The 21,236-nt window shown below is 67.9% G+C and carries 19 protein-coding genes; 6 read left to right on the top strand and 13 right to left on the bottom strand.

Annotation, left to right across the window (positions count from 1 at the left end; genetic code table 11):
- Positions 1 to 125: 125 nt before the first annotated feature.
- Both KAG51_RS01210 and KAG51_RS01205 read left to right on the top strand, forming a co-directional pair.
- On the top strand, positions 126 to 1,646 hold the full coding sequence (locus KAG51_RS01210) for an ABC transporter substrate-binding protein (protein ID WP_290579783.1): 1,521 nt from the start codon (positions 126 to 128) through the stop codon (positions 1,644 to 1,646).
- Positions 1,647 to 1,777: 131 nt separating this feature from the next.
- Positions 1,778 to 2,230: a heme-binding protein gene (locus tag KAG51_RS01205; RefSeq protein ID WP_290579781.1), complete on the top strand. Its 453-nt coding sequence runs from the start codon at positions 1,778 to 1,780 to the stop codon at positions 2,228 to 2,230.
- Positions 2,231 to 2,245: 15 nt separating this feature from the next.
- On the opposite strand, the gene KAG51_RS01200 is transcribed toward KAG51_RS01205, so the two are convergent.
- The 8 genes from KAG51_RS01200 to KAG51_RS01165 are packed head-to-tail and all read right to left on the bottom strand — an operon-like array spanning position 2,246 to position 11,268.
- A complete protein-coding gene (locus KAG51_RS01200) occupies positions 2,246 to 3,436 on the bottom strand; it encodes an MFS transporter (protein WP_290579779.1) in 1,191 nt (396 codons plus the stop codon).
- 53 nt (positions 3,437 to 3,489) lie between these two features.
- Positions 3,490 to 6,060 (bottom strand): bifunctional FO biosynthesis protein CofGH, encoded by a 2,571-nt coding sequence (locus KAG51_RS01195; RefSeq protein WP_290580017.1) that lies wholly within the window; start codon positions 6,058 to 6,060, stop codon positions 3,490 to 3,492.
- A 35-nt stretch (positions 6,061 to 6,095) separates the two neighbouring features.
- Entirely contained in the window at positions 6,096 to 6,752 is a 657-nt protein-coding gene (npdG, locus tag KAG51_RS01190) for an NADPH-dependent F420 reductase (protein ID WP_290580015.1), read from the bottom strand.
- A 44-nt stretch (positions 6,753 to 6,796) separates the two neighbouring features.
- Positions 6,797 to 7,459 (bottom strand): hypothetical protein, encoded by a 663-nt coding sequence (locus KAG51_RS01185; protein WP_290579777.1) that lies wholly within the window; start codon positions 7,457 to 7,459, stop codon positions 6,797 to 6,799.
- Positions 7,460 to 7,497: 38 nt separating this feature from the next.
- Positions 7,498 to 7,959, bottom strand: a complete 462-nt coding sequence (locus KAG51_RS01180; protein ID WP_290579776.1) for a MaoC/PaaZ C-terminal domain-containing protein — start codon at positions 7,957 to 7,959, stop codon at positions 7,498 to 7,500.
- Positions 7,956 to 8,903, bottom strand: a complete 948-nt coding sequence (locus KAG51_RS01175) for an SDR family NAD(P)-dependent oxidoreductase (RefSeq protein WP_290579775.1) — start codon at positions 8,901 to 8,903, stop codon at positions 7,956 to 7,958. Before KAG51_RS01175 ends, KAG51_RS01180 begins: the two co-directional genes overlap by 4 nt.
- Positions 8,904 to 8,929: 26 nt before the next feature.
- A complete protein-coding gene (locus tag KAG51_RS01170) occupies positions 8,930 to 10,543 on the bottom strand; it encodes an AMP-binding protein (RefSeq protein WP_290580013.1) in 1,614 nt (537 codons plus the stop codon).
- A gap of 20 nt (positions 10,544 to 10,563) precedes the next feature.
- Positions 10,564 to 11,268 carry a hypothetical protein gene (locus tag KAG51_RS01165; RefSeq protein ID WP_290579773.1) on the bottom strand — a complete coding sequence of 235 codons (705 nt, stop codon included), beginning with the start codon at positions 11,266 to 11,268 and terminating at the stop codon, positions 10,564 to 10,566.
- 372 nt (positions 11,269 to 11,640) lie between these two features.
- Here KAG51_RS01165 and KAG51_RS01160 point away from each other — a divergent pair, with 372 nt between their 5' ends.
- From KAG51_RS01160 to KAG51_RS01145, 4 genes are read left to right on the top strand one after another with little or no spacing between them, the layout of a single operon-like run.
- A complete protein-coding gene (locus KAG51_RS01160) occupies positions 11,641 to 12,000 on the top strand; it encodes a metalloregulator ArsR/SmtB family transcription factor (protein WP_290579771.1) in 360 nt (119 codons plus the stop codon).
- Positions 11,997 to 13,913: a cation-translocating P-type ATPase gene (locus tag KAG51_RS01155; RefSeq protein ID WP_290579769.1), complete on the top strand. Its 1,917-nt coding sequence runs from the start codon at positions 11,997 to 11,999 to the stop codon at positions 13,911 to 13,913. Before KAG51_RS01160 ends, KAG51_RS01155 begins: the two co-directional genes overlap by 4 nt.
- Positions 13,913 to 14,521, top strand: coding sequence for a cadmium resistance transporter (locus KAG51_RS01150; protein ID WP_026936349.1), 609 nt, complete (start codon positions 13,913 to 13,915; stop codon positions 14,519 to 14,521). Before KAG51_RS01155 ends, KAG51_RS01150 begins: the two co-directional genes overlap by 1 nt.
- Positions 14,518 to 15,042, top strand: a complete 525-nt coding sequence (locus KAG51_RS01145; protein ID WP_290579764.1) for a signal peptidase II — start codon at positions 14,518 to 14,520, stop codon at positions 15,040 to 15,042. Before KAG51_RS01150 ends, KAG51_RS01145 begins: the two co-directional genes overlap by 4 nt.
- A gap of 17 nt (positions 15,043 to 15,059) precedes the next feature.
- On the opposite strand, the gene KAG51_RS01140 is transcribed toward KAG51_RS01145, so the two are convergent.
- The 5 genes from KAG51_RS01140 to KAG51_RS01120 form a co-directional block, all read right to left on the bottom strand.
- Positions 15,060 to 16,154 carry an integrase core domain-containing protein gene (locus tag KAG51_RS01140; protein WP_290579762.1) on the bottom strand — a complete coding sequence of 365 codons (1,095 nt, stop codon included), beginning with the start codon at positions 16,152 to 16,154 and terminating at the stop codon, positions 15,060 to 15,062.
- Complete coding sequence (locus tag KAG51_RS01135; RefSeq protein ID WP_290579760.1) at positions 16,096 to 17,316, bottom strand: NAD(P)/FAD-dependent oxidoreductase; 1,221 nt, start codon at positions 17,314 to 17,316, stop codon at positions 16,096 to 16,098. The genes KAG51_RS01140 and KAG51_RS01135 overlap by 59 nt, the downstream gene beginning before the upstream one ends.
- 51 nt (positions 17,317 to 17,367) lie before the next feature.
- On the bottom strand, positions 17,368 to 18,105 hold the full coding sequence (locus KAG51_RS01130; RefSeq protein ID WP_290579758.1) for a hypothetical protein: 738 nt from the start codon (positions 18,103 to 18,105) through the stop codon (positions 17,368 to 17,370).
- Between the two features lie 93 nt (positions 18,106 to 18,198).
- A complete protein-coding gene (locus KAG51_RS01125) occupies positions 18,199 to 19,422 on the bottom strand; it encodes a cytochrome P450 (protein ID WP_290579756.1) in 1,224 nt (407 codons plus the stop codon).
- Positions 19,423 to 19,654: 232 nt separating this feature from the next.
- Positions 19,655 to 21,235 (bottom strand): AMP-binding protein, encoded by a 1,581-nt coding sequence (locus tag KAG51_RS01120; RefSeq protein ID WP_290579754.1) that lies wholly within the window; start codon positions 21,233 to 21,235, stop codon positions 19,655 to 19,657.
- Between the last annotated feature and the right edge of the window lies 1 nt (position 21,236).

Raw genomic sequence — 21,236 nt, 5'->3', positions numbered from 1 at the left:
CGAGGATCCTTGCTGACGAGCAAGACAGTGGTGGTGACGATCCGCGACACCGCCCCCACTCTGGGCCGGAGCGCCCGATCAGAGGAGAACGGATGAGGACACGACTTGCTGCGGTTGCTGTCGCAATGGCACTCGTGCTGGCCGCGTGTGCTGGCGGGGGCAGCAACGGTGACGGACCGGCTGGCGACATCGACCCGAACGGCGAGCTGAAGGCGGCGTTCTCGCTGCCGCCGATGCCCCTGGATCCCCACCGGGCGACCAGCGACGTCGCGCAGTTCACCTACGCGTCGCTGGTGTACGACCGGCTCACCCAGATCGAACCCGGACCCGAGGTCAAGCCGCTGCTCGCCGAGTCGTGGGAGTTCGCCGAGGACGGGCTGTCGGTCGACTTCCTCGTGCGCGAGGGAGCAACCTTCAGCGACGGCGCGGCCGTTGACGCCGAGGCCGTCAAGCTCAGCCTGGACCGCGCAGTGTTCGACCCCGAGTCGACCGTCGCATTCCGCTTCCCCATGATCGAGTCGATCGAGGTGGTCGACCCGATGACGGTGCGCATCACGACCAACCGTCCGGCGTCGGACCTGCCCTACCTCCTGGCGGCGACGTCGGCATCCATCGTGTCTCCCAACGCGTTGAACAACCCTGATCTCGACGTCAAGCCGGTCGGATCCGGACCGTACGTGCTGACGGAGCTGACGCTGGGCGAGTCGGCGACCTTCGAACGCCGCGACGACTACTGGAACCCCGATGGAGCTCTGGCCAAGACGATCAACATCGTCGGCATCGCCGACAACAACGCGAGGCTGAACGCCCTCCGCTCCGGACAGGTCGACTTCATCCTGACCAACGCCGCGCAGGCAGACGAGGTCAAGAACCTCGGCCCTGACTACCAGGTGTTCAGCTACCCGCCCGGCGCGGCCTACTCCCTCTTCCTGAACTACGAGGTCCCGCCGCTGGACAACGTGGAGGTCCGACGCGCCCTCAACCACGCCATCAACCGTGAGGCGATCACGTCGAACCTCCTCAACGGCTACTGCGAACCTCTCAACCAGCCGCTACCATCCGGCGTCGCCGGCCACGTCGAGGATCCGCCGTACGACTACGAGTACGACCCGGACCTCGCACGCACGATGCTCGCCGACGCCGGCTACCCGGACGGATTCTCCTTGAAGCTGCTCGCCAGCGCCGGCCTGTCTCCCCAGGACGCGATCGCCGTCGCACTGCAGGACCAGTTCAAGGAGATCGGGGTCACGCTCGAGATCGATCAGAAGGATCCTGCACAAGCGCCGGCGCTCTACGGCGAAGGAGACTACGGCGCCTTCGTCCAGACGAGGGTGGCCGGCGCGACCCCGCTGCTGACTCTGCTGTCGAACTTCTCCACGTCGCGAGTGTTCCTCGGCCAGACCCCTCAAGAGTTCAAGGACGCACTCTCGGGAGCCACCGATCCGAACCTCCCGCCCGAGGAATACGAGTCGCTCCTCCAGGATGCTTCGGCGATCGCCAACGAGCAGGCTTTCGACGGTTTCATCTGCGCGAACCAAAGTCTGCTGGCCACGACGAAACGCATCATCGGCTACGACGAGATGGGCGTTGGCTACTACACGAACGTCTACGACTTCCGCAAGGTCGGCGTCCTGTCCGACTCGTGAGCTGACGAGCTCGGCGAGACGTCGAGCCTCGACAGTAGGCCGTCACCGGCACCACTCGGCACCGGTGACGGCCTCTCCTCTGCCACGACCCGCACTTTCGAGAATCGAAGAGCAACACCGGAGGCCAGTACATGAGTTGCTCGCACACCATCATCACCCTCGACGAGGCCGAGCTGATGCTCGCGGCGTCCCTCCATGCGGCGAGTTCGCGCCGCCTCGCAGTCAGCATCGCCGTGGTCGACGCGGCCGGGTCCGTCGTGGCCGTGCGACGACTCGATGGCGCCAGGCCCGTGACCGTGCCGGTTGCTCTCGCAAAAGCCTATTCGAGCGCTGTCATGGGTTGCGACTCCGGTGATCTCGAAGTTCTCGCGACCGATCAGCCCACGGTCTTCGCCGCCATGAGCTCGTCCGGACCAACACCGCTCGTCTCCGGGCTCGGTGGCCGAGTCATCCTGGATGTGGACGGGTTGGTGCGGGGCGCCATCGGCGTCTCAGGATCGCGGCCTGACGAGGACGACGAGCTGGCCGGACTGGCCGTTGCCGCTCTGCCCGACGTCACACCACACGCATGCTCCGCACCCTGACCGCCCACGACCTCGTCACCTGCGCGCGTGTCTCCAGCTCAGCAGCGCCAGAATCACCAGCGACACGAGGAGGAACGCACTGAGTGCCGCGAAGGCCGTGCCGACTCCTCGTAGGTCGCCGATCACTCCGAGGGTCACCGACGCCATGGGCCGAGAACCGATGAAGGCAACGGACCACCAAGCCATGACGCGACCTCGGTACGCCCGATCGGTCTCGGTCTGCAGGACAATGCTGGCTCCCGTCAGTGCCCAGGCGAACCCCGCACCAGCGATGGCGAAGGCCCCGCACGCGACGACAGGATCGCCGACCCGCGCCAACGCTGCGTTCCCGAGCACCAGGATGCACAGCCCGGTCCACGCCACCCACCACGACGAGAGCCAGCGATCACCGGCAGACAGCACCAGGAACGCGGCGAGAGCTCCGAGTCCGAAGCTCGCCGCGAGAGGACCCAGGACATCCTGACCACCAAGGTCGGCCGCGAGCGCCGGGGCCAGTGTGAGAGTCGGTTCCGCACCCGCGCCCACACACGCTGTGACCCACAGCATGCACAGCACACGCGGATGCTCCCGGACGTAGGCCACACCGGCACGTAGCGAGCGGTCCCCCGAAGGTCCCGGCGGTCGTGTGGGCACCTGAGCGGCCACGATCAGGATCAGAAACCCTAGCTGGAGAGCGGCGGCCGTGGCGAAGGTGCTGGCGGGTCCCCACACACCGACGGAGAAGCCTCCCAGTGCAGGGCCCGCGACTCGGCCGATCGTCATCGGGAGCGTGTTAAGCGCAATGGCGCGGGGCAGCTCCTCGCCGGTCACCAGATCAGGCACGATGATGTGCATGGCTGGCCCGCCGACCACGAAGCCCACGCCCACGATCAACGAGCACACGAAGACGATCACCGGCACGGCTTCGTCCGGTGGCTCTGCCACGACGAACGTGAGCCATAGTGCCGTGGCCCCGGAAGCACAGAGCGCCCGTCCGAGGAGAAGTTGCCGGACGACGCGACCGCGGTCCGCCCAAGCACCTGCGACCGGTCCCAGCAGTAGCTGGGGGGCAAACTGGGCGATCGTCACGAGACTGACCAGAGCCACCGAACCCGATGCCTGGAAGACGACGGCGGCTGCGGCAAGGCTCTGCGCGAAGACAGCCACCGTACCGAGCAGCTTGCCCCAGAAGATGCAGCCGAAACGCCAGTCCAGGAGGAGACCCACGTAGCCGCGACCCGTCCGAGCCCGCTCGCTGGCAACATCATCATCCTCACCCACTAGGACGTGCTCACGCTGAGATCCGACAGGACCGGAGAATGTGATCTAGACAGGTGCTGGTGGAGGGTGGTGCGCTGGACGGCAGGTCGGCCGGCGAGGTGGGCCATCGCGACGAGCTCGTCGACGTCCTTGCGGGACCCGTTGGTGGAGCCGGCCATGCGGCTGATGGTCTCCTCCATCAGGGTGCCGCCGAGGTCGTCGACGCCACCGTTCAGCACCTGGGTGCACACGTCGGGCCCGAGCTTGACCCACGAGCACTGGACGTGGTCGACCAGGCCGTGCAGCAGGATCCGCGAGAGCGCGTGGACGGCGCGGTTGTCGCGGACGGTGGGTCCGGGACGGGCGACGCCGGCGAGGTAGATCGGCGAGCTCTGGTGCACGAACGGCAGCGGCACGAACTCGGTGAACCCGCCCGTCTGCCGCTGCAGGTCGGCGATCAGCCGGATGTGGTCGACCCAGTGGCCGGGGTGGTCGACGTGCCCGTACATCATCGTCGCGGTCGTCGGCAGGCCGACGGAGTGGGCGGTCGTGACGACGTCGATCCACTGGGCGGTGGGGAGCTTGCCCTTGGTCAGGATCCAGCGGACCTCGTCGTCGAGGATCTCCGCAGCCGTGCCGGGCAGGGAGTCGACGCCCGCTTCCTTGAGGGAGAGCAGGAACTCGGTCACCGACAGCCCCGTGCGGGCGACGCCGTTCATGACCTCCATGGGGCTGAAGGCGTGCACGTGCATGTCGGGGTCCGTGGCCTTGACCGTCCGCGCGATGCGGGCGTAGGTGTCGCCGGGCAGCTCGGGATCGATACCGCCCTGGATGCAGACCTCCGTCGCCCCCGCCTCCCGGGCCTCGACGACCCGGGCGGCGATCTCCTCGAACGACAGGCTGTAGGCGTCGGCGTCGGTCTTGCGCTGGGCGAAGGCGCAGAAGCGGCAGCCGGTGTAGCAGACGTTGGTGAAGTTGATGTTCCGGTTCACCACGTAGCCGACCCGGTCGCCGACCGCGCTGCGGCGCAGGTCGTCGGCCAACGCACACACCGCCTCCAGGGCGGGACCCTCCGCGACCGTCATGAGCGTGAGGGCCTGGTCGCGGGAGATGGCGGCCGGGTCGGCCTCGGCCGCGATCAGTGCGGCCGTCACGTCGCCACCGAGAGCGGCGCCCAGGAGGGCCGGTGCGTTCCTGACCTTGTCCCCCTGCACTTTTTCACGGAGCACGGACCAGTCGCCGTAGACGTCGTCGAAGTCACCGCGGCGGTCACCCGTGCGGCCGGTCGTGTCGATCGTGGCGTGCAGGTCGGAGCGTCCCGTCGTCACGAGGCCGCCGTCGGGCTCCTGCCACGGCAGACCGACCGGCTTCACACCCTCGGCCAGGAGGCCGTCGGGACCACGGAGGGCGTCGACGTGACCGCGGAGGCGGGGGTCGACCCACGGCGCGTCCAGCAGCTCCGGGTGGGTCGTGAGGCGGGGCTTCAGGCTGAAGCCTGCCTCGGTGCAGACCTCCCGCAGGAGGTCGAGGTCGGGCCAGGGGCGCTCGGGGTTCACGTGATCCGGGGTGACCGGGCTGATGCCACCGAAGTCGTCCACCCCTGCGGCGAGCAGGGCACGGCACTCGGCCAGGTCGACCAGGTTCGGCGGCGCCTGCACCCGCACGCTCGGCCCGAGGACGACGCGGGCGGTCGCGACGGCGGCGAGGTACTCGTCCAGGCCCAGGTCGTCCACGCTGCGCATCGCGGTGGCGTCCTTGGCGCGGAAGTTCTGCACGATCATTTCCTGGATGCTGCCGTGCTCCCGGTGCACCTGACGGATCGCGAACAGGCTCTCGGCGCGCTCGGTCAGCGTCTCGCCGATGCCCACCAGGATCCCGGTCGTGAACGGGACGCCCAGACGGCCGGCGTCCTCCAGGACCCGCAGGCGGACGGCGGGGTCCTTGTCCGGGGAGCCGTAGTGCGGCTGGCCCTTCTCCTCGAACAAGCGACGGCTCGTGGTCTCGAGCATCATGCCCATGCTCGGGGCGACCGGCTTGAGTCGGTTCATCTCGGCCCAGCTCATGACACCCGGGTTCAGGTGCGGCAGCAGACCCGTCTCCTCCAGCACTCGGATCGCCAACGCCCGGACGTACTCGAGCGTCGAGTCGTAGCCGGCCTCCTCGAGCCACTGCTTCGCCTCGGGCCAGCGGTCCTCCGGACGATCACCCAACGTGAACAGCGCCTCCGTGCAGCCCTGCTCCGCACCGGCCCGGCAGATCTCCAGGACCTCGTCGAAGCTGAGGAACAGGCTCTGCCCGTCCCGCTCCAGCTGAGCCGGGGTCGCCACGAACGTGCAGTAGTGGCACCGGTCGCGGCACAGCCGCGTGATCGGCACGAACACCTTCGGCGAGTAGGTCACCGTGCCCGGCCGACCCACCGCCTCCAGGCCTGCATCCCGCACCCGCGCCGCCACCGCCATCAACCGGTCCAGGTACCCACCCGACGCCGCCAGCAACGCGGTGACCTCACCGACGTCCAGGCTCCTGCCTGCCTCGGCCCGCACCACCGCACGCCGCACCTCCCCCTCCGCCGGCAGCGCCTTCGTGGACATCGACAATGACGGGAAGGGCAGGTCGAAAGCCATCGTCAGCCGGCCTCCACACCGGTGACCGCGACGCCCGAACGGGTCTTGTAGCGCTTGTTCATGCTGATCAGCACTGCCGTGAGCGGCTCGAGCTGACGCGCGAGCCGCAGCGATCCCGCGTCGATCCCGCGCTTGCCCGTGACCGACGCCGCGAGGTCCTGCACGAGCTCCTTCGCGCCAGCATCGTTGCCGCACACCAGCACGTCCTCGTGCGACAACGGATCGGGTGTCTTCCACAGCGACAGCGCGGCCACGTGGTGGAACGCCCCGACGACCCGCGCCGTGGGCACCAGACGTGCGACCTCCTCGGCCGCCGACTCCTCCAGCGTCAGCCCGTACGGACCCTCGGCGTCGAAGCCCAGCGGGTTCACGCAGCTGATCACGATCTTGCCTGCCAGCCCATCGGTCAGCGAGGCGACGAGCTCGGCGTGCCCGTCCCAGGGCACCGCCAGCAGCACGACGTCCACGGCGGCGACCGCGTCGGCATTCGTGGCGCCCGTCAACCGGGCCCCCTCGGCCTTCGCGGCGATCTCCTCGGCCTTCTCCGTCGCCCGAGCAGCATCGCGTGAGCCGATCACGACGGGGTGACCGGCCAGTGCGAAGCGATAGGCGAGCCCTCGGCCCTGCGGACCCGTGCCGCCGACGACGCCGATCTTCATCTCCACCTTGCCTCCTTGGTCCGACGCGCCGCGATCGAGGTGCATCAGGTGACGCCCGCCGGAAGGCGAGACGACCGGTCGCGAGTTTCCAAAGAGATCCGATGCTCGGCAACCGTCGCACGCACCCTCGCTCCCGTGCCCAGCTCCATGGCAACGACGAGATCATCGATCCGATCGACGTCGAGACGGCACCGGATGTCGGCCTCCGCGACATGCACGTATCCCATGGACTCGTACCGAGCGGCCGAGTCGACCCCATGGGCCGGGACTAGATCACCCACCCGCCGAGCACTGGCCAACGTCGTCCCGGACCCGCAGACGTCCGTCACGAACGCCCGCTCCCAACGCCCCATTGTGGCGAGGACCTCGTCGAGGCAGCCTGGAGTGAGGGCGGCGATGTCCGAGGGCACGACCACGGCAGGCGTGTCCGACCCGTGCGCCGCCGATATCCAGCACCTAGCCTGGACGACTGCCGGATTCAGCATGTCGCCTGCCAGCAACGGGCGATCGCGCAAGACCGTGACCGGGCGTGACAGCGTCTCGACATCGACGTCCAGTTCTGCCGTCACGATGACGATCCGACCCACCGATCGAGACGCTGCGAGGGCCGCCAGCAGGTCATGCCCCAGCGCACGCGCCAAGGCCACGCGGGCGCCCGTCCGCAAACCCAATCGCGTCTTGGCAAACTGCCACGGCTTGATCGGCACGATCGCTGTCCAACGACCCTCCTCGGCCCGCGTCGCCATCATGCTGCGCCAGGGCGCCGTCGCACGAGGGCGACCATCTCGACCTCCTGGACCACGTCGTCGCGTTGGTTCAGGACGTCGATCCGTCGCCAGAGCACGCCCTCTGTCAGTCGCTTCGTGGGCTTGAGCTGTGTGACCTCGACCTCCGCGCGCAGCACATCTCCGGCAAGCACGGGTATGAGAAAGCGCGACCGAACCTCCAACAGCGCGAGAGCCGTTCCCGTCACGAGCCTGGTCTGTGCGAACAGACCGACAGCGAGTGACGTACCGAGCAGGCCGTGGGCCACCACTTCCCCGAAGCGGGTGGACCGAGCGAAGTCGGGGTCGGTGTGCAGGGGATTGTCATCCAGGGTGAGCGCGGCGAACTGCGCGACCTCGTCCCGCGTGACCGCGTGGACGTCGGTGGAGAATCGCATACCGACCTCGAAGTCGTCCCAGTACATCGGCAGATGCGCGTTCATGCCGCGGGCCCTCCTCCGGAGCCGATGGCAGAGACCTCGACCACCTCGTCGGCGACCTTCTTGCGGAAGGCTCCGTGGTCGGCGGAGTCGACCGGCGTGGCTGCGCCCACCCCATCCATGACAGCCGCCCACTGCGCGGACACAGTCTCCAGATCCAACTGACCATCGGGTCCCACTGACAATCCACGCGTCTCCGCGACGTAGATCCTGGCCACGTTCGTCCCCGTGACGCTGAACGTCTCCCCGGTGACGGGCACGGCGTCATGAACGAGGTACGCCGGGAGCGCGGCCACCATTTCGGGTGCTGCCTTCGCGGCGCGCGGCGGGGCCGACGACCGTCCCGCGGCGTCCCCCACCCCCTTCAGACCGATCATGCGTGTCTGGGCACTCGGCAGAAACAGGTTGACCTTGATGTCGTGATCCTGGCCGGACCTTGCCACCGATCGCCCGAAGCTGAAGATGCCGCCCTTGGCCGTCGCATAGGACAGAGCGCCCGGCGAACCCAGGAATCCGGCGGAGATCGCCAGAGCGATGCGTCCGTACCCCTGACGCTGCATGTGCGGCCAGACGGCACGAGTCATCGCCACAGAACCGCCCACGTGGACTCGGTGGATGTCGTCGAATTGCTGCACCTGCAGGTCCTCGATCGAGTCCGGGCGGATGATGCCCGCGCAGTTGACGAGTCCGTCCACCCGTCCGAACGATGCCAGCGCCGAGTCGACTACGCTCTGCGCCCCGACCTCGGATCCAATGTCGGCTGCACTGGCCACGGCTCGACCTCCAGCGCTGACGATGGCGCTCACGACCTCGTCGGCCGGCTCCTGACTTCCGCCGACACCGTCGACGGAGCCGCCGCGGTCGTTGACGACGACCTGAGCTCCCCGGTCCGCGAGCAGCTCGGCGACCGCTCTGCCGATGCCGCGGCCGGCGCCCGTCACGATCACGACCCGACCGTCGAATCTGATTTCCGTCATGTGGACCTCATCTCGTGTGGTGATCTTGCGCGGTGGCGCTCGTCCGGATGGCTGGGAGATGGGCGGCGGTCGAGCACCTCCCCGACAACGTCGGTCTCGCCTGCCGCCAGCACAAACTTCCGGATCTTTCCCGTGGGCGTGCGGTCGAAATCCGAGCGGATGGCGAGGTAGCGCGGCACCATGAAGGAGGGAAGCCGCCGTGTGAGGTGATCAGCGAGATCGTTCAGCGAGACGGGGTGACTCACGAGGACGTCGAGTCGCACGTCCTCCTCGCCGAGGTCGGCAGGAACGGCGAACGCGGCCGCCTCGAGCACCCCGGGCAGCGACAGCGCCGCATGCTCGACCTGCCATGCAGAGACGTTCTCGCCCCGGTAGCGAATCGTGTCCTTGGCCCGGCCAGCGAAGTACAGGGCACCACCCTCGTCCCAGGCGAAGAGGTCACCCGTGTGAAACCACCCGTCCTTGACCGCTTCGGCCGTCGCCTCGGGGTCGCGACAGTACCCACTGAACATGTCGTCCGGATGGGCCGGCCGGACTCGAAGCTCTCCGACGGAGACACCGTCGCGCGGCACCTCCCGGCCCGTTGCGACGTCGTGGACGACGACGCGCATCGCCGGATGCGGTCGCCCCGCGAAGCTGGCGGGCTGGGTCCAGTCCTGCTCACGCAGCCGCTGAGGAGCCACGTACGCCTCGGTCAGGCCGTAACCCTGGCCTGTCAGCGTGATGCCGAACCGCGCAGCGAAGCCCGCCGGATCGCTCGGCCCAGGCAGGCAGTGCACCACCTCGATGGTGTGGTCGCGATCGTCGTCCGACGGATCCAGCGCAGCGAGCCGGTTGGCCAAGGATGAGCTGATCAGGACGTGCGTCGCGCCAGCGTCCGTGGCGTCACGCCAGAAGCTCTCGGCACGGTAGCGACGGCCCAGCACGACCCCTGCCCCGACGTGAGCCGCGGCGATCACTGTGGCGTTTGCTGTGCGCGCGTGCGCCAAGGGGGAGCACGACCACATCGTGTGGTGCGGGCGGAGCTCCACACCTTCGGCAGCCCATCGCCCGTAGGTGGTCTCGAACCTGTGAGACTTCACGACGCCCTTCGCGGGCCCGGTGGTCCCCGACGTGAACATGATCGTGCACGCGTCTCCTGGCATGACGTCCGCAGGAACACGAGGATCAGCGACAAGTCGGTTCCACGGCACGATGTCGATCGTGTCGGGCACCGTGACGTCCGCTGCGTCGCCCAGGAGGATGACGGTCTGCACACGCGGGCATCCGTCGAGGACCTCGACCAGCCGGGCCAGCATGGCCGCGTCGACCAGGACGACCCGGGCTTGGACGAGCTGGAGCGCGTGGGAGAGCGGCTCGCCCCGGTAGGCCGCGTGGACCAGTGCGGAGACCCCGCCCCGCCAGGCCTGCGCCCACCAAGCGATCACCGCGTGACCCGAGTTCTCGCAGGCGATTGCCAGAGGGGCGTCCGCGCGCGGATCCACGTCGTCCAACCCACCTGCAACGCGGGAGACGACGTTGGCGAGATCGGCATATCGCACGCTGACGTCCGGTGCCTGGAGGAACATCCGGTCGCCGCCCCGAGCTGACGCCGAGGCAACCAGGTCCACGAGGGTCTCGACCGTCGGACTCACCGGAGCACGCTCCACGCGGGGTCATGGGCGTGGTCAATCGTCACCCCGTCGAGTCGCGGCTCACTCCGCCACTTCCTCAGCAGGTCGAAGAACTCGAGGGGCCCTCCCCCGAAGTTGACGTTCAGGCGGGAACGTTCGTCAGGCGCTCCCTCGTTGTTGAAGCGGCCGGGCGTGCACTGGCTCTGGAACTCGTGGTTGACGGTGGCGCGGGAGAGCACTGTCTGGACCCACGCGTCCTCACCGTCGGCGGTGGCCTCGATGACGACAGCACCCTGGCTCCTCAGCTGCGCCACCATCGCACCGATGTGCTCCGTGACCTCGGTCAGCAGGTGCATGAAGTTCGTCGTGACCACGGCCTGCGAGTTCGGTCCCGGGAGGGTGAAGAAGTTGGGGAAGCCGTGCGTCAGGATGCCGTGCAGGGTCCGCGGCCCGTCCCGCCATTTCTCAGCGAGGCTGACACCCTCGCGACCGAGGACGTCGAACCCGATTCGACTGCTGTAGCTCGTGTTCCACTCGAACCCGGTGGCCCAGACGAGGCAGTCGAGCGGCACCAGCTCGCCGGCGACGACGGGGCCCTCGGGACGGATCTCGTCGATCCCCTGCCCCGCGGTGTCGACCAGGGTGACAGCGGGTTCGTTGAAAGCCGCCAAGTACTCGTCGTGGAAGCCCGGCCGCTTGCACAGGTATCGGTACTGCGGCATCAGGCTGGCCGCGACGGACGGGTCCGCGACCTCCTGTCGGATGCGATCGCGGATTGTGATGTCTCACGAGATCGTGGACGGTTGTGTCTCGGGACATCGTTGACGGTCGGGTGTCTCATGAGTTCGTGGACGGTCGGTTCTGGGTGGGGCCGTGCCAGCCGTGGCGGGTCGCGGGCTTCTCGTAGGTCGCGATTGTGTGTCCTTGTGCGTCGGTGAGGGTGACGGTGCCGGCATCCCAGCTGATCGCGACGTGTACTGGTAGCACCGATTGTTGCTGAGTCGCGTATTCATCAGATGTCGACTGCTGTTTCGCCTTGTGGCGGAGGCTGATGCATCTGGCGATTGATCAGCCTGTGCTGTATAGTTCAGTGCATGCTGACTATTGCTTCTCGACTCGACGTCATGAACCGGCTCGGCCGGGCCATGGCGGATCCGATGCGTTCCCGGATCCTGATGACCCTGCTCGAGGGACCGAGCTACCCGGCGGTGCTCTCGCGTGAGCTGGAGCTGACTCGCTCGAACGTGTCGAACCACCTCACCTGCCTGCGCGACTGCGGCATCGTGGTCGCTGAGCCGGAGGGTCGCCAGACTAGGTATGAGATCGCTGATCCGCACCTCGCGGCCGCTCTCATCGCGCTGGTGGATGTGACTCTGGCTGTCGACGAGCACGCTCCGTGCGTGGACTCGTCGTGCACCGTTCCGGGTTGCTGCGGAGCGGGAGCAGACGCGTGAGCGCGGCATGCGGCTGCGAGCACGAGCCGACGACCACGGCAGTCGATGAGAGCGAGGAGAAGGAGCGGCCCTGGTGGAGGGACCGCGGGATCATGGTGCCGGTCTTCTCCGGTGTCGCGTTCCTCGCTGGTCTGATCCTTGAGTGGTCCGGCATGGAGATCCCGGCACTGGTGCTGTTCTGGGTCGGCTTGCTGCTGGGCGCGTCGACGTTCACGCCGGGCGCGATCCGGAAGCTGTTCAAGGGCAAGCTGGGCATCGGGCTGCTGATGACGATCAGCGCGGTCGGCGCAGTCGTCCTCGGCTACGTCGAAGAGGCTGCGGCGCTGGTGTTCCTCTACTCGATCGCAGAGGCGCTGGAGGACAAGGCGATGGACCGCGCCCGCGGCGGGCTGCGAGCGCTGCTGAAGCTGGTCCCCGACACCGCGACCGTGCGCCGCGACGGCGCTTTGGTGGAGATTGCGGCGAAGGACCTCGCGGTCGGGCAGGTCATGGTGGTTCGTCCCGGCGAGCGGATCGCGACCGACGGAGTCGTCCGTGCGGGGCGCTCCAGCCTGGACACCTCGGCGATCACGGGCGAGTCGATCCCGGTCGAGGTCGAGCCCGGCGACGCCGTGTCGGCCGGCGCGATCAACAGCGCCGGTGCGCTGGAGGTCGAGACGACGGCGGCGGGCACCGACAACTCGCTCACGACCATCGTGGAGCTGGTGGAGCAGGCGCAGGCGGAGAAGGGCGAGCGAGCGCGCCTCGCGGACCGGATCGCGCGCCCGCTGGTCCCGGGCGTGCTGGTCCTCGCGGCCCTGGTCGCCCTGGTCGGCTCGCTGTTCGGGGACCCGGAGCTGTGGATCACCCGAGCCCTCGTCGTCCTCGTCGCCGCCTCCCCGTGCGCGCTGGCGATCTCGGTGCCGCTGACGGTGGTCTCGGCGATCGGCGCGGCGAGCAAGTTCGGCGTGATCATCAAGTCCGGCGCGGTGTTCGAGCGCTTCGGCACGGTCCGCCACGTCGCCGTCGACAAGACCGGCACCCTCACCGGCAACGAGCCCGCCGTCACCGCGGTCCTCGCCGCGGACGGCGTGACCGACGCCCAGGCGCTGGCCTGGGCGGCCGCGCTGGAGCAGCACAGCACGCACCCGCTGGCCGCGGCGATCACCGCCGCAGCCCCCGGAGCCCAGGCTGCGGAGGGCGTGACCGAGCAGGCCGGGCACGGCATCGAGGGCAAGATCGACGGGACTCGGATCACCGTCGGCAGCCCCCGCTGGCTCGACGCCGGGGTGCTCGGCGACCAGGTCGCGGGCCTGGAGGAGCAGGGCATGACCGTTGTGATCGTGCACCGCGACGGGGCCCCTGTCGCCGCGATCGGCGTCCGCGACGAGCTGCGTCCCGAGGTCCCCGAAGTGGTGCGGACTCTCGCGGCGCAGGGCGTCGGGGTGACGATGCTCACCGGCGACAACGCCCGCACGGCACGGGCGCTGGCAGCGCAGGCCGGTATCAGCGACGTGCGCGCGGAACTGCGTCCCGAAGACAAAGCGACCGCGATCGGGGAGCTGTCAAAGGCGGGGTCGGTTGCAATGATCGGCGACGGCATCAACGACGCCCCCGCTCTGGCCGCCGCGGACATCGGCATCGCGATGGGCGCGACCGGCTCGGACGCGGCGATCGAGTCCGCCGACGTCGCGTTCACCGGCCACGACCTCCGCCTCATCCCGCGCGCGTTCGACCACGCCCGCCGCGGACGCCGCATCATCAACCAGAACATCGTCCTGTCGCTGCTGATCATCACCGCGCTGCTGCCGCTCGCGCTGTTCGGCGTCCTCGGACTCGCCGCTGTGGTGCTGGTCCACGAGATCGCCGAGGTCGTCGTGATCCTCAACGCACTCCGCGCCGCCCGCACGCGTACCCCACGGCTGGAGAGCTGATGCTTGCGACCATCGGCTCAGCGATCGGCTTGTTTGCTGCGACCAACATCGATGACATCGTCGTGCTGACCGTGCTGTTCCTGGCCTCCAGCCGAGGGAAGCCGCGACCGTGGCAGATCGTCGCAGGCCAGTACCTCGGGTTCATCACCCTCGTCGTGATCAGCGTGATCGCCGCGCTCGGCCTGACCATCGTCCCCGACGAATGGGTGGGCTTCCTCGGCCTGATCCCGCTCGGCATCGGCATCTGGACCCTCGTGCGGGGCCTGCGACGCAACGGTGACGACGATGACGACGACGAGAAGATCACCGCGGTCGGGCTGTGGGGCGTCGCCGGGATCACGATCGCCAACGGGGCCGACAACATCTCCCTCTACACGCCGATCTTCCGCACCAGTTCGCCCGGCGACGTCGTCGTCATGATCGCGGTGTTCCTCGTCCTCGTCGCCGTCTGGTGCGCTGCTGGACGCCTGATCGGAACCCACAAGGCCGTCACCGAAACGCTTGAACGCGTCGAGCACTGGCTCGTACCCGTCGTGTTCATCGGCCTGGGCCTGTTCATCCTGATCGATTCCGGCGTCATCGTCCGCCTCGTCGAGGTCCTCGCATGACCCCGGACGCGGCTGCCGATGCTGAGCTGACGTCGGGAGAGCGGCAGCAGAGGGGGCGTTGGCGGCTCACGGCGGGGGCACTCGCGCTCGGCGGGCTCGTCCTCCTGATCGATCAGGGGACGAAGGCATGGGCGGAGGCCATGCTCACAGTAAGTGAGCGCCTCCCGCTGATCGGCGACCTGCTGGGCCTGCAACTCGCTTACAACCCCGGCGCGGCGTTCTCCTTCGGTGAGGGTTCCACCTGGGTGTTCGCGCTGGTGGCCGTCGCGGCCACCGTCACCGCGATCGTGTTCGCGTTCCGTGTCCGACACCCCGGGTGGGCGATCGTGATCGGCGCGCTTGGCGGGGCCGCCGCCTCCCACGCCGGCGACAGGCTTTTCCGTGCTCCAGGGTTCGCCCAGGGGCACGTCGTGGACTTCCTCGCCTACGGGAACTGGTTCATCGGGAACGTCGCCGACGTCGTGATCGTCACCGCCGCGATCGCCGGAGCGCTTCTGATGATCCGCGGCAACGAGAACTGAGAGGACCATCATGGAGATCATCCTGCACCCGTTGGGTCTGACCTTGACGATGGCCTCTCCTGTTGCCGGGTGGAGGGTGAGCCGCGTTCTGGTAGCGATCGTGGTCGTCTCGGTGGTGGTCGGGTGGTCGTGGCGCGCGCCGAGGGCGGGATTTGCAGGAGGCGGGGTTCAGGCGTCGGTTCGGGTGCGGCCGGGGTGGCGGCCCACGCCTCGGCCGGGGTCTTGCCGTCGAGTGCTTGATGGGCTCGTTCGTTGTTGTAGTAGAGGTCGAACTCGTCGACCAGTGCCTGCAAGGCCTCGATTGTCTTCGCTGGTGGCCTGGCGTTGAGCCACTTCTGCAGCGTCTGGTGGAACCGTTCGTTCTTGCCCTGGGTTGTCGGCCGGTCCGGTTTGCCAGTGATGGGCTTGACCCCGAGGTCGAGCAGGTAGTCGACCAGCTTGCCGGTGAACCCGCGGCGGGTGGGGTTGAACGCCAACCCGTTGTCGGAGAGCAGCCGCTGCGGGACGCCCCAGCGGCGGATCGCGGTAGACACGACCAACACTGCGGCTCTGGCTGTCTCGCCGTCGGCGACGAGGCTTGCGGTGGCCATCCGGGAGTGGTCGTCGATGACCTGGTGAATCGACACGCTGGTGCCATCGGCCAGCGACCAGGCGAACGCGTCTATCTGCCAGCAGCAGTTCGGGGCCGGGTAGACGAACCGGCGGTTCGCCGCCCGCGGCCGCTTACGCGGTTCCGGCTTGGACACGCCAGCGGCAGCGAACGCACGAGCCAGCGTGGCCCTTGAGGGCGGGTTCAGCCCCTGGCGGCGCATCCGGGCGAGCACGGACAAGGGGCCGGCGTCCAGCCCCTGCTCGGTAAGCCAAGCTCGGACGGCGAGCGCGTGCTCGATCAACTGCTCGTCGGTCCGGTTCGGGCTGTGATGGGGGCGCCGTGAGCCCGGCTCTGTCGCGCCGACCGGACCGACCTCACCGGCCTGGCGACGGATCTTGTAGAACACCGCCCGACTGATCTGGTGCCGCTCGCAGAAGCGCGTGACCGCACCCCGCTCGGCATCATCGGGCCAGTTCGCGATCGCCCACCGCACGTCGGCGGGCACGTGGTTGAAGTCCATGCCCAAACCCCACACCCGCACCCAGTGCCCACGATGTCGTGAGACTCACTGCGCACGATGTCCCGAGACAGAACCGTCCACGATCTCGTGAGACTTCACAGATGCGATCGCGGATCTTGTCCATCATGTGCAGGTCGGCGACCTCGCCGCGCCGGTCTGGGTCGACACCTTCGACCACGTCCGGAGACGGGTGGATCAGCTCTCGGTACAGGTGGGTCCAGCCGTCGTCGACGAGGTCGACCTCCGTTTCGACACCCATGATGATCTCTGTGAAGTTGCGCATCCGCTCGCGCTGCCAGCCGGGCTCGCGATGGCCGTCCCATTCGGGGCCCGTGGGGCGGTTGGCTCGGATCCCCACGGTCGAGGGGGTGCGCTGGAAGACGAAGAGCTCCTTGGCGGCCTGGGCCAGGTGTGGAATGACTTGGAGAGCTGTCGCGCCGGTACCGATGATCCCGACCCGCTTGTCGGCGAGCGCCCCGAGGCCTCTCGCCCCCGGACCGCCCGTGTACTCGTAGTCCCATCGACTGGTGTGGAACGAGTGACCGGCAAAGGTCTCGACGCCTGGGATGGCCGGGACCTTGAGCTTGTCCAACGAACCGATCGCCACGACGAAGAACGTGGCACTCACACGGTCGCCGCGGTCGGTCTCGACGATCCACTGCTGATCAACCTCCGACCAGGCGGATCGCGTCACGCTCGTGTGGAACAGCGCGTGCTCGTACAGGTCGAAATGCCGCCCGATGGCCTGGGCATGGGCGTGGATCTCCGGCGCGTGTGCGTACCGCTCGGTCGGAACGTAGTCGAGTTCTTCAAGGAGCGGAAGGTAGATGTGCGACTCGATGTCGCACTGCGCCCCCGGGTAACGGTTCCAGTACCAGACACCGCCGAAGTCGCCCGCCTGGTCGATGACACGCACCGCCTCGAGGCCCGCCTTGCGGAGTTGCGCTGCCACGAGAAGGCCGCCGAAACCGCCACCGACCACCACGGCGTCGACTCGATCGTCGACCGGCTCCCGCTTGAGGACCTCCGTGTGCGGGTCACGGCGGTACCTGGCCAGATCGTCGGTGAGGTCCAGCGTGTGGTCCCTTCGAGGGTCGACCCGCTTCGCCCGCTCGGTCGCATAGCGGAGCCGTACCTCCTCCAGATTCACCTCGTCAGCCACGGTTCAGCATCCTCGCGGAGAGTGCGACCCACGCCGGCGTTCGAAGGCCCTTCACTCGGCCGTACCCCGCGTCGCCGAGTCGTCGTCGATGGTGGCCCAGACCCAGTCCTGGGTAGAGTCAGCCGGGTCGCGCTCTCCGGACTCGTACGCCTGCACCTGAGCCTCCCACTCCTCCGGACGCATCGCCGGGACCCCGAAGCTCGACATCATGATCTGGATCGCCACGAGGATGGCGACCTGGTAGGCGAGCGCGATCGTTCCCTCCAGCGACCCGAGGCGGCTGATCATCCGTTGCCAGAGGTCGTCGTTCATCTGTCCGTCGCGCGCTGCCCGCACGAAGTCCACGACGAGTCGGTCGTCCTCGGAGAGCCGGTCCTCCTGGCCGTCGCGGACTGCCCTCATCGCGTCGATCGTGATGCCCGCACTGATGGCGTTCGGCGTGTGACCCGCGTGCAGAGCCAGGTAGCCAGCGTCGAAGCCGAGCACGAGATCGACCCACTCGTGATCGGACGGCCGGTACCACCCCGGCTTCCCGGCTCTCCTGCTGGTCGTCCACGCCGCGTCCAGGAACGCGGAGTAGATCCCCGGAGCGTTCGTCCATGCCACCCGATACGGAAGCGCGTAGGGCTCTCCCCCCACCAGCGGCCTCGACCGGGCCACGGAGTTCTCGTGACTGTACTTCTGCACGAGCGCGAGGGCCCGGTCGTACGCCGCGAGCTCGTCCTGCGGAACGGTGCTCCGGTCACGCAGACCGGGCGTCCTCGCCTGCTTCTCGTAGATCTCCTGCATCCGTGATCTCCTTCGTGGATGTCGTGGGCCCGTGACCGGCGACGACCGCTCGGTAGGGCCCGCTCCGTGGCCTCCGGCCCGGAGCAGTTCGGTTCACCAGGTGACGGGCAGCGCGTAAACGCCGTAGATGTTCATGTCCTCGCGAAACTTCAGGTCGCTTGCCCGTCCGTGCAGGCGCAGCGTCGGCAACCTCGCGAAGAGGCTGGTGTAGGCGATCTGCAACTCGACCCGCGCGAGGGGCTGACCGAGGCACTGGTGCGTGCCGAAGCCGAACGCCATGTGCCTTCCGGCGCCCTCCCTCGCCAGGTCCAGGGTGTCTGGGCGTTCGTAGACGTCCGGGTCCCAGTTGCCGGCGGCGTCCGGGAAGATGACCCCTTCCCCCTTGCGGATCACGACGTCGTGATCGACCTGAATGTCCTCCAGGGCCACGCGTCGCCGCCCCACGTGCGCGATGCTCAGGAACCGCATCATCTCGTCGACCGCGCGCGCGATGTCGGACCGGTCCGTCAAGGTCTGGAGGTAGTCGCGCTGCTCAGGATTCTCGAGCAACGCCAGGGTTCCCAGCGCGATCTGGTTGGCCGTGGTCTCGTGCCCCGCGACCAACAGCAGTAGCGACATGTCGACGACCTGGTCCTCCGTCAGTTCGCCCTGCTCGAGGTGGTCGCGGACGAGGTGGCTGATGATGTCGTCGTCGTCACGACCGCGCTTCACCGCGATCAGATCCCTCGCCAGCTCACGCAGGACGACCGTCGCCTCGTCGACCTGATCACGGTCGGCCGACTGGCTGAGCAGCGTGGCACTGGCCTCTTGGAACAGTTCGTGGCTCTCGTACGGGACCCCCAGCATCTGGCAGATGACGAGCGAAGGCAGTGGCAGCGCGAAGTGCTCGACAAGGTCGACCGGACCCTCGAGCTCTTGCAGCTCGTCAAGGAGCCGGTCGGTGATCTCCTGGATCGACTCCCGCATCGCTTCCATCCGCTTAGCAGTGAACTGGCCGGTGAGCATCCGGCGGTAGTGGTTGTGCTCCGGGTTGTCCATCTGGATGAAGGTCGTCGTACGTGCGCGGCGAGCTTCGATGCCGACACTCTGGAACGGGAACTGCGGATGAGTTGGATCGGAGCTGAGTCGCTCGTCCGTGAGCAAGGATCGCTGCCGGTCGTGCCCCGTGATGAGCCAGGGCTTCGTCCCGTTCCAGATCTGCACCCGGACTGGGCGGCCGGCCGACTGGATGTCTCGCAGCTCCTGCGGCGGATGGAACGGACATCCTTGGACCCTCGGCATGGGGAAGTGCACGGGATCAAGTTCGACCTGGGACACGGCTTCTGCTCCACTCTACGCTGGATACGTGATCTACACCATACTGGATTGCTGACTCGTCAGCAAGGAGAATGTTTGTTGAGTCCGAGGCATTCGTCAGCGTTCGCGCACCCCGTAATGCCAATTGAATTAATCGTTGATGTGTTCTCCAACCATGAAGTTGGAACGAAGATCGAGCTATCCACTGACTGATGAGCAAGACGACCGAGGTCGCGTCGACATGCTCCTCCGCTCACGATTCCCCGCTACGCTCGCCGGCCCGACGCGACCGGAGGTCGTCACGTAACAGGTTCTTCTGGATCTTTCCGGTGGGAGTCTTTGGCAGATCGCGGTACTCGTAGAGGCGCGGCACCTTGTATCCCGCCAGATGTTCACGCGCAAAGGCGATGAGCTCGGCGTCCTCGACGCTGCAGCCTTCGCGGAGTCTGACCACCGCGACCGGGGCCTCGCCCCACCGATCGTCCGGCACCCCGATGACCGCGCTTTCCACCACCGCCGGGTGGGTGTCGAGCACCCGTTCGACCTCGACGGAGGAAATGTTCTCGCCGCCGGAGATGATCACGTCCTTGCGCCGGTCACGGATCTCCAGATAGCCGTCAGGATGCATGACAGCCACGTCGCCGGTGAGCAGGTGACCTGCACGCATCGACGCGGCCGTGGTCACCTCGTCCCGAAAGTACCCCGCCATCACGGTATTGCCACGCACCGCGATCTCGCCTGGAGTTCGCCCATCAGCCGGAACGGCGTCCCCCGCTGCATCGAGGATGCTCAGTGGCATGGAGACGATGTTGGCGACTCCCTGGCGAGCACGCAGAGCCGCACGCCGATCCGTGGGCAGGGAGTCCCACTCTGAACGCCAGACGTTCACAGCCACCGGTCCGTATGTCTCAGTCAGCCCATACAGGTGGGTGACGTCGAGGCCGAGCGCGTCGAGCCGTTCCAACAGGATCGGCGTGGGCGGCGCCCCGCCCGTGTCGACGTGGACGCGGCGGTCGCTCGGACTGCTCCGACCGTGCTCGGCAAGCATGGTCAGTACGGTGGGCGCCGCGCTGAGGTGGGTGACGCCGTGGGCCTCCTCCAGGCGCCACACCTCTGCCGGCTCCACCGACCTCGTACACACGTGCATACCGCCGGCAGCGGCGACCGCCCACGTGAACGACCAGCCGTGGCAGTGGAACATCGGCAAGGTCCACAGGTAGCGCGACTCCGCCGTCAATCCGGCGTGATGCACCATCGCCAAGGCTTGGAGATACGCACCGCGATGGTGGTACATGACACCCTTCGGCGTACCGGTGGTGCCGCTCGTGTAATTGATGGAGAGCAGCTGTTCCTCGGATGCCACCCACCGATGCTCGACCGGCTCATGAGCCGCGACCCACTCGTCATAGTCCCGAGATGACGACTCGGCCACCCATCCGATCGATCGACGGCCAGCAGCCTCCGCCGCTTGCACGGCGTGCTCACGAGTCGCCACGATCAGGGACGCACCCGAGTGATCCAGGAGCTGGTCGACCTCCGCAGCCGCCAGTCGCGTGTTGAGCGGCACCAGGACCGCGCCACACGCAGGCACCGCCTGGTGCAGCTCGAGCATCACGTGGCTGTTCGTGCACCAGGCCGCGACGCGGTCGCCGGGTCGGACCCCCGCCGACACGAGCGCGGCCTGGAGCCGGCGACATCGCGACGCGAACTCGGCGTAGGTGAACTGTCGTTGCCCGTCGACGACGGCCACCTTGTCGGCAAGAAAGCCCGCCGCCCGCTCGAGGAAGGTGGTCGGCGAGAGCTCCTCGCGCCAGACCTGGGTCGAGCCGTTCACG

It is taken from the genome of Aeromicrobium sp., assembly GCF_023146395.1.
Classification (GTDB): domain Bacteria; phylum Actinomycetota; class Actinomycetes; order Propionibacteriales; family Nocardioidaceae; genus Aeromicrobium.
This window is presented reverse-complemented; position numbering and strand designations above follow the sequence as displayed.